At 60.6% G+C, this 13,176-nt stretch carries 10 protein-coding genes and 1 pseudogene; 5 read left to right on the top strand and 6 right to left on the bottom strand.

Annotated features, from left to right (window positions below):
- Nucleotides 1-17 precede the first annotated feature (17 nt).
- Nucleotides 18-548, bottom strand: a complete 531-nt coding sequence (locus tag BWR59_RS14015) for a DUF4142 domain-containing protein (RefSeq protein WP_081566233.1) — start codon at nucleotides 546-548, stop codon at nucleotides 18-20.
- A 239-nt stretch (nucleotides 549-787) separates the two neighbouring features.
- Here BWR59_RS14015 and BWR59_RS14010 point away from each other — a divergent pair, with 239 nt between their 5' ends.
- Together BWR59_RS14010 and BWR59_RS14005 are read left to right on the top strand one after the other, a co-directional pair.
- On the top strand, nucleotides 788-1,645 hold the full coding sequence (locus BWR59_RS14010; RefSeq protein WP_081566232.1) for an SDR family oxidoreductase: 858 nt from the start codon (nucleotides 788-790) through the stop codon (nucleotides 1,643-1,645).
- 136 nt (nucleotides 1,646-1,781) lie between these two features.
- Nucleotides 1,782-3,811, top strand: a pseudogene (locus BWR59_RS14005) (molybdopterin-dependent oxidoreductase).
- Between the two features lie 43 nt (nucleotides 3,812-3,854).
- Here BWR59_RS14005 and BWR59_RS14000 read toward each other — a convergent pair.
- Together BWR59_RS14000 and BWR59_RS13995 are read right to left on the bottom strand one after the other, a co-directional pair.
- Nucleotides 3,855-4,703, bottom strand: a complete 849-nt coding sequence (locus tag BWR59_RS14000) for a mechanosensitive ion channel family protein (protein ID WP_081566231.1) — start codon at nucleotides 4,701-4,703, stop codon at nucleotides 3,855-3,857.
- Nucleotides 4,704-4,841: 138 nt separating this feature from the next.
- Entirely contained in the window at nucleotides 4,842-5,201 is a 360-nt protein-coding gene (locus BWR59_RS13995; protein WP_081566230.1) for a glyoxalase superfamily protein, read from the bottom strand.
- A gap of 185 nt (nucleotides 5,202-5,386) precedes the next feature.
- Between BWR59_RS13995 and BWR59_RS13990 the strand changes: the two genes are divergently transcribed.
- The 3 genes from BWR59_RS13990 (at nucleotide 5,387) to BWR59_RS13980 (ending at nucleotide 9,816) form a co-directional block, all read left to right on the top strand.
- Nucleotides 5,387-6,427, top strand: a complete 1,041-nt coding sequence (locus tag BWR59_RS13990; RefSeq protein ID WP_081566229.1) for an extracellular solute-binding protein — start codon at nucleotides 5,387-5,389, stop codon at nucleotides 6,425-6,427.
- Nucleotides 6,424-8,145: a sensor domain-containing diguanylate cyclase gene (locus BWR59_RS13985; RefSeq protein WP_081566228.1), complete on the top strand. Its 1,722-nt coding sequence runs from the start codon at nucleotides 6,424-6,426 to the stop codon at nucleotides 8,143-8,145. The genes BWR59_RS13990 and BWR59_RS13985 overlap by 4 nt, the downstream gene beginning before the upstream one ends.
- A 354-nt stretch (nucleotides 8,146-8,499) precedes the next feature.
- Nucleotides 8,500-9,816 carry an OprD family porin gene (locus BWR59_RS13980; RefSeq protein ID WP_230982018.1) on the top strand — a complete coding sequence of 439 codons (1,317 nt, stop codon included), beginning with the start codon at nucleotides 8,500-8,502 and terminating at the stop codon, nucleotides 9,814-9,816.
- A 50-nt stretch (nucleotides 9,817-9,866) separates the two neighbouring features.
- Here BWR59_RS13980 and BWR59_RS13975 read toward each other — a convergent pair whose 3' ends face one another.
- From BWR59_RS13975 to BWR59_RS13965, 3 genes are all read right to left on the bottom strand, one after another.
- Nucleotides 9,867-10,556 carry a DUF1275 family protein gene (locus BWR59_RS13975; protein WP_081566227.1) on the bottom strand — a complete coding sequence of 230 codons (690 nt, stop codon included), beginning with the start codon at nucleotides 10,554-10,556 and terminating at the stop codon, nucleotides 9,867-9,869.
- Nucleotides 10,557-10,625: 69 nt separating this feature from the next.
- Nucleotides 10,626-11,831, bottom strand: a complete 1,206-nt coding sequence (locus tag BWR59_RS13970) for an MFS transporter (RefSeq protein WP_081566226.1) — start codon at nucleotides 11,829-11,831, stop codon at nucleotides 10,626-10,628.
- Between the two features lie 230 nt (nucleotides 11,832-12,061).
- Entirely contained in the window at nucleotides 12,062-13,081 is a 1,020-nt protein-coding gene (locus BWR59_RS13965) for an alpha/beta hydrolase (RefSeq protein WP_081566225.1), read from the bottom strand.
- Between the last annotated feature and the right edge of the window lie 95 nt (nucleotides 13,082-13,176).

Raw genomic sequence — 13,176 nt, 5'->3', positions numbered from 1 at the left:
TTCAACTCGGTTGCCGATCACTCTTTGGCAGCGTCACCACCGTGTGCTGCGGCCAGTTTCTTCGCCTCGTCCAAGTGATGTTTCAGCTTTGGAAGGGTATCTGAAGCGAACTTTTTCAGGTCCGCGTCCTTGCCGTTGGCGGCTTCTTCCTCGAACAGCGCGATGGTCGCTTCGTGAGCCTTGACCTGGTTATTGGCATAGGCCTGATCGAACGATTTGGCGCTGCGCAGTTCAAGAATCATTGCCTTGGCCTTGTCCATGAGCTGCGGGTAGCTTGAGACCTCAAGCTTCTTCTGCTGGGCAATAGCCTTGAGCTTGTCGTTGGCCGCGGTGTGGTCTGAGACCATCATCTTCGCAAACGACTTCACATCCGCAGCGACGCCTTTTTCCTGGGCGAGTTTGCCCGCTTCCACTTCCGCAACCCCTTTGGCGGACGCATCGTCAACGAAGTCATCCGGATCCTGAGCTGCGAATGCGCTGCCGCATCCCAGAGAAAGCACAGCTGCCAGCGCACCGACGTGCACGCAATTTCGCAAGTAATTGGCCATATCGAACATTCCTTATTGTTGGACGAGTACTGCTTTGGGCTACGTCCTTGGGGACGGCTTGAAAATGTCGACTGAGGGTGTTTTCGATGGTTCAGCTTTTCGGCCATGTGGTCGGCCCTGTGGCTTCGACGTCATGCCTTCCAGAGCCTGCGGCGCAAATAGTGCGAACTCCGTCGAAGCGGGCAGAGTCCACTCCTCAGATTGAGTCATTTGCCATTCAGACCATCAGGAGACCAGACATGAGCGACTATCCAACGCCGCCGTTCGAGCCCCAACAGCAGCCAGTCCCCGGCGATCAGGGCCGGATGAATCCTTATCCCGATTGCGGTGAGACGAGCTACAAGGGCTCGGGCAGGATGGCCGGCAAAATTGCCTTGATCACCGGCGCCGACAGCGGCATTGGCCGGGCAGTGGCCATCGCTTTTGCTCGGGAGGGCGCCGACGTCGCGATCTCCTATCTGGACGAGCACGAGGACGCAAAAGAGACAGCGCGCTGGGTGGAAGAGGCGGGCAGGCAGTGCCTGCTGTTGCCCGGCGATCTGGCCGACAAGGCGCATTGCGTGGCGATCGTCAACGACACCGTCGCGAAGTTCGGGCGCATCGATGTGCTGGTCAACAACGCAGCGTTCCAGATGACCCACGAGACGCTGGAAGAAATTCCCGATGAAGAATGGGTCAAGACGTTCGATATCAACGTTACCGCCATGTTCCGGATCTGCAAGGCGGCATTGCCGTCGATGGCGCGTGGTAGCTCGATCATCAACACCAGTTCGGTCAATTCCGATGCGCCCAAACCCACCCTGCTGGCGTACGCGACCACCAAGGGTGCGATTGCCAACTTCACCGCAGGCCTGGCGCAACTGCTGGGCGAGCGGGGGATACGGGTGAACAGCGTGGCACCGGGCCCGATCTGGACGCCGTTGATTGTGTCGACCATGCCGGAAGACGAGGTGAAGAACTTCGGCTCGCAGACGCCTCTTGGCCGGCCGGGGCAGCCTGTGGAAGTCGCGCCGATTTACGTGCTGCTGGCCTCTGATGAGGGCAGCTACATCTCCGGTTCACGCTATGGCGTTACAGGCGGCAAGCCGATCCTCTGATCAGCTTCGTGACCGGTGCTCGCACCCTGATGGCCGTCTGTCGTCGTGGGCGAGTGCTGGTCTGAACGAGGCAGGATCAGGCGCAGTCAGCAGCATGAGGCCCGTTGTCCCCGACCTCCCAGACGAAGGATTTCCCATGTCGCTCATTCACCCCGCTGCGCATTACCACCCTTATCGCTCCGCGTCCGGTGGATGGGGGTCGGCGCATGCCGTGATGAACATGCTCTGGCGCGAGCAAGCGCTGTTCAGCACGCCGCTCGCGTTGATGAGGCAGAACAAGCCCAAGGGGTTCGCGTGCGTCAGTTGTGCCTGGGCGAAACCGGGCAACCCTCATGCGCTGGAGTTCTGTGAGAACGGTGCGAAGGCCACCGCCTGGGAGCTGACGTCTTCCAGGACATCGCCGGCATTTTTCGAGGAGCATTCGCTGACCGAACTTCGGGACTGGAGTGACTACGCGTTGGAGCAGCACGGGCGGCTGACGCACCCTCTGCGCTACGACGCGAACAGCGACCGCTATCGCCAGACCACTTGGGAGCAAGCGTACCTCGACATTGGGACCAACTGCGGCAGTTGAGCGCTGATGAAGTGGTGTTCTATGCCTCAGGCCGCGCCTCGCTCGAAACCTCGTTCATGTATCAACTGTTCGCTCGCGCCTACGGCACTAATAACCTGCCGGACAGCTCGAACATGTGCCACGAAAGCACCTCGGTCGGCCTTCAGGAGAGTATCGGCGTGCCGGTCGGCACCGTCACGCTGGCGGATTTCGAACACACCGATTGCATCTTTTTCTTTGGCCAGAACGTCGGCAGCAACAGCCCGCGCATGCTTCATCCCTTGCAGGAAGCGCGCAAGCGCAACGTCCCGATTATCACCTTCAACCCGATCCGCGAGCGCGGGCTGGAACGCTTCGTCAACCCGCAATCCCCTCGGGAAATGGTCGGGCCCGAGTCGACGGTAATCAGCACCCAATACCATCAGGTCGCGATAGGTGGAGACACGGCAGCGGTGATGGGGATGATCAAGGCGCTGCTGGTCATGGAGCGCACGGCTTGCGAGCATCAGACTGGTAAAGTGCTCGATCAGGCCAAGGTCCCCAAGGACAAGATCGAGTCGCTCTTCGGTTTCAAGGTCCCCGAGCGCAAGGGCCTTGCAACCGTTGACACCTGCGAGGGCATGCTGGACGGGAGCGTCAAAGGCTTCATCGCCCTGGGCGGCAACTTTCTTCGGGCGATCCCCGACACCGATCGAATGGAGCCAGCGTGGGCCGGGCTGACGCTGAACGTCCAGATCGCCACCAAGCTCAACCGCAGTCATCTGCTGCCGGGCAAGCACGCCTGGTTGTTGCCGTGTCTGGGGCGTATCGAGATGGATCGCCAGGACGGTGTCGAACAGGTCTACAGCACCGAGGACAGCACCGGATGCATTCGCGGCTGGCAAGGAAGGGCGGATCCTGCCAGCGATCAACTGCGCTCGGAAACCGCCATCATCGCAGGCATTGCCCAAGCGACGCTGGACGGAAACGAAGGTGTTCCGTGGGAGGCGTGGCGTCGAGACTATGCGTTGATTCGCGCGTCTATCGCTCAGGTGTATCCCGAGATCTTTCACGACATGGAAACGCGCATGTGGGAGCCGGGCGGATTTCACCGCCCGCTACCAGCGGCGCAGCGGCAGTGGAAGACCGAGACCGGCAAGGCGCGGTTCATTGCGCCTCGCACCCTCGATGAAGATGACGACGTCTCCCCCGGCCACGGTGCGCACGATGTCATACAGTTGATGACGCTGCGCAGCAACGACCAGTTCAACACCACGGTGTACGGTTACAACGACCGTTTTCGCGGTGTTCACGGTACCCGCAGCGTGGTCTTCATGAACCGCAATGACATGGTGCGCCTGGGTTTTGCCGCGGGTGACTGGGTGACGCTGCGCACGGCCATAGAGCCTGAAGTTCGGCGCGAGGTCGGGCCGCTGCAGATCATCGCCTACGACATTCCCGAAGGGTGCGCGGCGGCCTACTACCCGGAATGCAATCCGCTGGTCCCGCTCTGGCATCACGCTGAGCGCAGCAAGGTACCGGCGGCCAAATCCGTTCCCGTCACGCTTCACCCGACATTCCCGGACAAACAAGCGCAAGCGCACGCATTGCCGCGAAAGGATCAGGTGGTTTAGTCCGGGCCGAAAACCGTGGCCGGTTTTGGCCCGGACAGCTGGCTTACGTCCCAGCCTGCTGCAGGATGACCGTCTGCGACGGCATCGGTGCCGGGAAGCCTGCTTCGCCGAGGGCGTCCTTGATCGTGCGGTTGGTGTCGAAATACACCTGCCAGTAATGCTCGTTATGGCAGTAAGGACGCACCGCCAGCACCGGGCCGACCAGATTGAAGTCCAGAATTTCGACATCGACCGGCGGATCGGCGAGGACGTTGGGCAGGGCTGCGATCTTCTCCTTGAGTAAAGCTGCTGCCGCTTTCCAGTCCGCACTCCCCGACAACTGCGCCTTGAGTTCGACGCGGCGGAACGGGTTGTGAGTGAAGTTCTGGATGTTGTCGCTGAAGATCTTGTTGTTGCCCACCAGGGTGAGCACGTTGTCGGGGGTGTTGATGGCGGTGGCGAACAGGCCGATTTCCGTGACCGTGCCGGTGACGCCACCGGCGCAGATGAAATCGCCGACCTTGAACGGTCGTAGCACGATGATGAAGGCGCCGGCTGCCAGGTTTGCCAGCAACCCGGACCAGGCCATGCCGATGGCCAGCCCGACGGCGGCGAGGAGGGCGGCGAAGGTGGTGGTCTGCATCCCGAGGTAGCCGAGGATGCCGATGACCAGGATGATATTGAGTGTCACGGTGATGGCCGAGCCGACGTAACGCAGAACGGTCGGGTCGACCTTTTGTTTGCCTAACGCTTTCTGGACCATGCTGACGGCAAAACCGATCAGCCAGCGGCCGACGATCCAGAAGGCGATTGCGGAGAGGATTTTGACTGCAAAAGCAGCACCGTACAGCTGCACTACTGCCAGGAGCGCGTTGAACTTCTCGGTGGTGAGATTAACGATGGTTTCGTCCATGGCGGAGCTCGCATAAGGGGGGCGGCTTTCAAACGCTAGCACAGGGATCGCGCCAGGATGCGAAAACTGTGTTCGGTTTTGATCTTGCTCTTAAGCGCCCGTCATATCAGGCGACACCAATATTCCTGCCATACACCGCTAAACCTGCTCACAAAACCGGATCCGGTTCCCGAAGGGATCTGCAATCTCCATCACCTTGCCCCAATCCATCTCCTGAATTCCCGGTTTGGCGTAGGCATAATCCTTGGCATTCAACTCCTCATGCAGCTGCACAATCCCCACAATCGGCACGAACAACGTCGAGCCGGGCGTCGCGTCGCCATGATGACCCGTGAGGTGAATGATCAAATCCCCCCGGCGAGCCTGAAGGTACAGCGGAAAGTTGTCGCCGAAACGATGCTCCCAATCGACGCTGAACCCCAGAAAGTCGAGGTAAAACTCCCTGGCTTTTTCTTCGGAAAACATTCGAATCAATGGTATGGCAGCGGAAATCTGCATTGCCCACGCTCCTTGATGGCTTGAGCGGCGATTCTAACCGAGACAGCGTCCTCTGGCTCGGACCCACCGGGAGGTTGCATCGCTGACGTTTCCGACCGGAGGTGTCATTTGCGCAAACAGGTTCTCAAGCACCGGCACATTGCCATAGGTATAGTGGCGGCATTCCCCGCCCCCTGGCATCGTCCATGAAATACCTGTGCGCTCTGTGGTTCATGTTTTGCGCCGTTTTCGCATCGATGCAGGCCAGCGGCGCCGAGCAGACGCTGCGCGTGCTGGCGTGGCCGGGTTATGCCGACAGCGATCTGGTGGAGGTTTTCCAGAAGCGCTACAAGGTCAAGGTCGAGATCACACTGGTGGGCAGCGATGAAGTGCTGCGCAGCAAACTTGCCGAGAATCGGGGGGGCGATTTCGATGTCATCGCCGCCAACACCGCCGAAATCCACAACTACGTGAATCAGGGCCTGCTACAGCCGCTGCACCCTGAACACATCGCCAATACCGCACGCCAGCTGCCGCGCTTTCGGGATTATTCGAGAATCCCCGACATTGTCGTCGACGGCGAGATTTATGCCGTTCCTTACGTGTGGTCGGACATGGGCCTGATCTATGATCGCAAGCAATTCAGCCAGCCCCCGGGGTCGATCAAGAGCATGTGGGACCCCAGGTTTCAAGGTCGGGTATTGGCGTTCAACACCGGTAACCACAACTTTTCCATCGCAAGCCTGGCGTTGGGTGGCGATCCGTTTCAGATCAAGGCTGCCGACTTCCCGCAGGTCACCGACAAGCTGATCGCCTTGCGGCGCAACGTCCTGACCTTCTACTCGCTGCCGGAAGAGGCCGCCGAGCTGTTTCGCAGCCATTCGGTGGCGCTGATTTTCGCCAACTATGGCCGACAGCAACTCAAGCAATTGCGCGATGCCGGGGTGGATGTCGGTTATGTGGTGCCGCGCGAAGGTGCCTTGGCCTGGCTCGACTGCTGGGCAGTGAGCAAAAGGGCCCGGGACCCGGCGCTGGCCAACCTGTGGATCAACTACATGCTCGAACCCGAGGTCAGCAAGGCACTGACCGAGCGCCAGGACCTGTCCAACACCCTGCAGGAGCCCAAGGATGCCAGTCCTTCCAGCCGGCTGATCTGGTTGCGCCCGGTCGAAGACGACCAACGTCGGGCAGCCTTGTGGCAACGCATCGTCTCCGGTGAGCGACCGCCGTTGAGGGAGCAGCGATGAGGTTCGGCATCTCCTTCAAACTCGGGTGCCTCATGGCCCTGTTCGGCATGTTGCCCACCGGGCTTGCCGGTTATTACATCTATAACAGCAGCCGGGAAATGCTGCTGCACGCCGCCGAGCGCGATTTGCTCACTTCGGTGCAGGTGCTGGGGCGCAACCTGCACGCCAGCCTGCGCAATATTTCCCTGGACGCCGCCGTGCTGACCAACGGGCCGCAGGTGCACGATCTCGGTGACATGGCCGATGCGAACGAACGTACTCACGCCGAGAACGATCTGGCCGAGTCGTTTCGGGCGATATTGCTGGCGCATCCGGATTACATGCAGATCCGCCTGATCAGCGCGACCGACCATGGCCTGGAGCTGGTACGCGAGGACCGCGACGGACGACGCATCGTCAGGGTCGAGGGCAACGATTTGCAGGAAAAGGCGCATTACGCCTACGTGTTCGAGACGCTGCGTCTGGCACCCGGCGAGGTACGTATTTCGCCCATTGTCATCAACCACGAGCAGGGTGCGCATTCGGGGCTCGGCAAGCCGACCCTGCACGTTTCGACCCCGGTGGCGGACGCGGGTGGCAAGGTCTTTGCGCTGCTGGTGATCAACGTCGACCTCGACCAATTGTTCAGCCAGTTGCAGAGCGACTTGCCCAAGGAATATCAGGTCTACCTGAGCAATCGCTGGGGCGATCTGCTGGTGCATCCGGACCACCGTCGCACCTTTGGTTTCGATCAGGGGCGCCGGTTGTTCCTGCAGGACGAGTTTCCCGACGTCTCCCGCCTGCTCAACGAAACCGGTCCCAACAGCCTGATCAGCCGCAGTGTGGAGCAGAGCCAGCAGGATCGCCTGGTGGCTGCGTTCGTCCGGCTTTCTCACAACGGCGCATCCGAACCTTTCGTGGTGCTGGGGCTGGGCCAGCCGCAGAGTCACGTTCTGGCCCAGGCGTCGCGGGCCGGAACCAACATTGCGCAAATCGCGCTGCTGTTCAGTCTGTTGGCGGTGCTGGCCGCGTTCATTGCATCGCGCACGCTGATCCGGCCGCTGCGCAGCATGACCGATGCGGTGGAGCTGTTTTCCCGCGAGCGCAGAATCAGCGAACTGCCGCCCCGAGACGATGAGTTGGGGCTGCTGGCCCGTCGCTTTCAGTCGATGAAGCAAGAGATTCTTGGCCAGCTCGATGACCTGACCTGCAGCCGCGCGGCGTTCGAGCACCTGGCGCGGCACGATCCGTTGACCGAACTGCCTAACCGCCGCCGTTGCTTCGAGCTGCTTGAGCAGGCGCTGGTCGCGGCGCGAGAGAACGGCCACAAAATGGCGCTGCTGTTCGTCGATCTGGACCACTTCAAGGAAATGAACGACCAGTACGGCCATCGCTTCGGCGATCTGGTGTTGCAGGCCGTCGCCAAACTGCTGACATCCGCCAGCGACGGCGCCGACTGCGTGGCGCGGTTGGGTGGCGACGAGTTCGTGATCTTCTTCAACGACGTCAAGGCGCCGCAGAAGATCGTCGTGCTGCTGGAAAAACTGCATCAGTGTTTCCAACTGCCGTTGTTCATCGATGGGCACCGAGTGCAGATTCACGCCAGCATGGGCGTCAGCCTGTTTCCTCGCGATGGCGACGACATCGGCGCGCTGATTCAGCATGCCGACCACGCGATGTATAAAGCCAAAAGTGCCGGGCGCAACCGTTATTCATTCGAAGTATTGGAAGAAGAGTGAAAGCCGTTGAAGGACGCCCGATAGTAAAGTGCCGATTACCCGCTGTTAATGCCGCCCTCGGTTACTTCTGTTAATACCTCATGTAATAAGTATTCGCGCTTATGATTACTGCGTGTTTTGAAGAAAGTCTTTTTCCATAACACCCGTATTTCCCATGATTGCAGTCACTTAACCTGCCTGCGAGCGCCTGCCTTGACCTGTTCGCGACTGACCGACACTGATCGGTAAAGGCTCGCTGAAGCCTGCCCGTGCCTCGCAAAAGCACATACTCCGAAGACCGATAGATCTCCAACCTGCTGCCAGCAAAACACTATAAGAGTGACAATAAACGTGAGTAAGAGAATCAGCACTTCAATCAATACTGTCGTCGCCAGTTCCGTGATCGGCGTTGCACAATTGGCCCATGCCGGCTTTATCGACGACAGCAAGCTGACCCTGGGACTGCGTAATTTCTATTACGACGCAGACAACCGTGACGGCGGCGCGAATCAACGCGAGTGGGCGCAATCGTTCAAGCTCGATTACCTCTCCGGGTTCACCGAAGGCACCGTGGGTTTCGGCGTCGATCTACAGGCGCTGGTGGGCGTGCACCTGGATGGCGGCAAGGGGCATCACCCGGACAGCAACACCTTCACACCCAGCGACAGCGATGGCTCGGCGACCCATGAATGGAGCAGCGGCGGCGCGACGGCCAAGGCGCGCTTTTCCCAGACCGAGTTTCGCTACGGCAACACGCTGACGCCGAGCCTGCCGATCCTCATCGCCAACGACGGTCGGCTGCAGCCGCAGACCTACGAAGGCGCAATGTTCACCTCCAGGGAGATCGACAACCTGACGATCACCGGCGGCCAACTGGGTCATGCCAAAGGCCGCGCTTCGACCAACAGCACAGGTTTGTCGGTGTCCGGGGCTACGGAGGAGAGCAATAAATTCACCTTCGCCGGTGCCGACTGGAAGGCGACCAAAAACCTGACGCTGCAGTACTACTACGCGAATCTGGAAGACTTCTACAAACAGCACTTTTTCGGGCTCATTCATGTGCAGCCCATCAGTGAAAACCAGAGTTTCAAGACGGACCTGCGGTATTTCAGAAGCACCTCAGACGGCGCCAACGGTGACCCCGGTTATCGCTTCAACAACAATGGCGGTTATGCGAAGAATCCGGGGGAGGTCGACAACAGCACGGCCATCGCGATGTTCACCTACACCTTCAAGAGCCACAGCCTGATGTTGGGTCACCAACGGGTTTCGGACGACGGCGGTCTGGTCTGGCTGAGTCAGGCCAATGTGGTCAATGGCCGTGGGCGCAACGAAGGCGAAGGCGGAATTTCGTTCTATTCCTTCACCGACGCCATCGTCGGCAACTTCGCCCGCGCCGGGGAAAACACCACCTTCGGCCAATACACTTTTGATTTTGCCGGGCTGGGCGTGTCCGGCCTGAAAGCATCGATTGGCTATTTGCATGGCGAAGATGCCAAGGCCGTCAACGGCAGTGGCCCGGACACCCACGAATGGGAAACCGACATGCGCGTCGATTATGTGGTGCAGGACGGGCCGCTCAAGGGCTTCGGCACCACGTTGCGTCATGGCACTTATCGTGGCGGCGGCACGGCAATCGAAGACCAGGATCAGACTCGCCTGATCTTCAACTACACCTACAAGTTCTTCTGATCGATCGGAAAGGGCCCTGCATGCGGGCCTTCTCCAGTTCCGGACAAGGGTCAGGTCAGGCTGTCGGTGCTGCCGAAGGTCTGCACGCAGGTCCAGATCGCTACCAGAATCGGCACTGCCAGACACCACAGGCCGAGCGCCAGATACAACAACGCCGCGCCGATACAACCCACGGTAAAGCCCAGCAGGTTCAGACCGATGGGTTTGAGTCGCTGCTTGATCGCCGCCCGTTGCTCCTCATCGCGCAAACCGATCAGCGCAAACACATCAATGGCGCCCTGGGTTACGTTGCCGGTCATCAAGGTGGTCGGGGGCGCGCCCTTGAGGTGCTGGCGCGAGATCGCATTCTGAATCGCCATGGCAGCAACGCCGGTCATGCCGGTGAGCAACGCGGCGCCGCTGTCGCCGTCGTTGAACGGTCCCAACCAGATCGCCAACCCGCCGAACAGTGCGAGCAACAGGGTGTGCAGAATCAGCAGAGGGCGCAGGGGTGTCAGCCCGCGACGATTGATCGAGACCGCCGCGATGTGGGTCAGCCCGACCACCAGTGCGAACACCGGCAGGGCCAGCAATTTTGCCAGCGCACCGGAAGTGCCGTGGACGATGCTCACGCCCAGGGTCACGAAGTTGCCGGTGACGTGCGCAGTGAACAGCCCTTGCAGCGCTAGAAAGCCGATGGTGTCGACGAAACCGCCGTTGAAACTGAGGGCGGGTGCCATGGAGCGATGAATCGTTGGCATGGGAATTCCTTGATTGATGGGATTGGCCAACAGCCCGGTTGCCACCGCCCAGGCTGCTACAACGGTGTGTCAGTTATCGGGTTTGTGATCGGGCTCTCGCACATAGATCGCCAGCAACATCGCCCCCAGACTCAACCCCGCCAATGCCAGCGACCCTACATCGATGGCCAGATCCAGACCCCAGGCCGTGGCGGCGCGACCCAGCAGCATCGCCACCACGCCTTGCATCAGATAGGCCACCAGAAACAGTGCCGACAGCGTCCCGGCCCGGTGATGCATCGGCGCGTGGGCGTTGATCAGGTTCAGGCCGCCCATGAACAGCAGGCTGTAACCCGCGCCGCTGGCAGCGCTGGACAGCAGGAACACCGGCAGCGCGTGCGTTGCGGTCGCCAGCATCAGCAGCAACAGGCTGACAATCGAAAAGCTCGCGCCGGCGATGATCGACAGCTTCGAGGTGAAGCGTTTGGCGACGATCCCTGTGGCACCGAGCACGATGGCGAACAGTGAAATGGCACCACCGTTGACCAGTGCATTGCTCGAACCGATCAGGTCGTGGGCGATTTGCGAACCGAGCGAGAGCATGGTCGCGCCCACCGAATAGGCGCTGAGCACTGCGCTCACCGACACCAGAAACGTACGGCGCAAAGGCTTGTGGATCTGTGGCATTTTCAGCGACCAGCGTTTGCTGCTTTCCGCTTTGGTGTGGCGTGGCAGATGCCAGACGCCGAACAGCGTGGCGATCAGCACGATCACCAGGACCCAGAAGCTCAGGCGGGTCGGGAAGGGGGCGTACTGAATCAATCCGCCGCCGATGATCAGCGCCGCCGCCAGACCGAACGCCTGCGCCGCCGTGGTGATTGCACCGGCCAGTTTCGCCTTGCCCGGCGCGCTGAACTCGACCACAGCCGCCGCCGAAGGCCCTGCCGACAGGCCGACACCGACACCCATGAATGCGCGACCGACCAGCAGCCAGGTGACGTTCGGCGCCACGGCGAACAGCAAGACGCCGATCAACGACGCGCTCAGCCCCAGCAGCATCGCGGCGCGACGTCCGATGTAGTCGGAGAGATCGCCCAGGGCAATCAGCGTTGCGACAACGAACACCGGGAACACCGCAAAGATCATCGTGGTGACGGTGGGCGTCAGTTGCCATTGATGGGCATAGAGCGGGTACATCATGGCCGGAGCGGCGCTGGTCCAGAGGGTATGGACGACGACTGCGGCGGCCACCCAGAAACTGCTCGTGCGGCCCCATGTGCGTGGAGAGTGGCTCATTTGATCGGCCTCAAGGTGTCGGTCGTGACGTTAAAGTGGGGAAGCGTGAAAAGCTTGTATCGATGTGCGTTTGTTCGGCTGGTCACAACAGACCGGCGGTCTTCTGTAGCCGTACGGCGGGGCGGAGTTCCGTTGCCGGCGGTAGCGATCATGATGATCGTCACCGCCGGCAAGCCGGACTCTACAGGGGCATCACATCAGCCTGATTCCTGACCCATTCGGTGTCCTGATCAGTTCAGGTGCACCTTCAGTTCGCCCGCCGCCTGACGCATCGCGGCCTTCACTTCGGGAATGTCGCTCAGCGGGTTGAGCAGGCCATAGTCGTGGACCATGCCGTTGTAGCGCACGGCCGTCACCTCGACACCGGCCGCGTCCAGCTTGCGGGCGTAGGCTTCACCTTCGTCACGCAGCACGTCGAGAGCGGCGGTCTGCACCAGCGCCGGTGGCAGGCCTTTCAGTTGCTCGGTGGTCGCACGCAGCGGCGAGGCATGGATCTCGGCACGCTGTTTCGCATCCGTGGTGTAGCTGTCCCAGAACCAGGTCATCATGTTTTTGGTCAGGAAGTGCCCCTCGGCGTAGGCCTGATAGGAGCCGGTGTCGAAACTGGCATCGGTTACCGGCCACAACAGTAATTGGAAGCGCAGCTTCGGCGTGTTCTGTTCCTTGGCCATCAGCGCCACGACCGCCGCCATGTTGCCGCCGACGCTGTTCCCGGCCACGGCCAGACGCGAGCCGTCGACATTGATTTGCTTGCCGTGTTCGGCCACCCATCTGGTCGCCGCGTATGCCTGATTGATTGCAGTCGGGTAATGCGCTTCCGGCGATGGCGTGTAGTCGACGTAGACCGCGACCGCGCCGGAACCCACCACCAGATCGCGAATCAGACGGGCGTGGGTCGGGTAGTCGCCGAGTACCCAGCCGCCACCATGGAAGTACATGAACACTGGCAGTTCACCCTTGACTCCTGCGGGGCGCACGATGGTCAGCTTGATGTCCTGATGGTCGGCCTTGATGGTCTTTTCGCTGACCTGAATGCCGGACATGTCCACCTTCACCGAGTTCTGCGCGCCGGTCAGCACGGCGCGGGCATCCTTGGGGTTCATCTGCTCCAGAGGTCGGCCACCGCCTGCGGCGAGCGCGTTGAGGAAGGCCTGGGTCTGGTGTTCAGGCACTGCGGTTTCTGCGGCGAAGGCGTTGCCGATGGACAGGGCGAGGAGGGTAGCGGTCAGGGCTTTTTTCAGGTTGTTCATAATGAGCTCACTTAATCCTTTGGGTGTCGCTGATGGTCAGTAGTGGTTAGCCGCTGCAACCCGTTGAGGTGTTTGCCGGCTGGCTTGGAACTCAA

The sequence above is a fragment of the Pseudomonas sp. Bc-h genome, assembly GCF_002080045.1.
Lineage (GTDB): Bacteria > Pseudomonadota > Gammaproteobacteria > Pseudomonadales > Pseudomonadaceae > Aquipseudomonas.
Note: the sequence above shows the minus strand (reverse complement) of the source record. Positions and strands in the feature narration are given on the sequence as shown.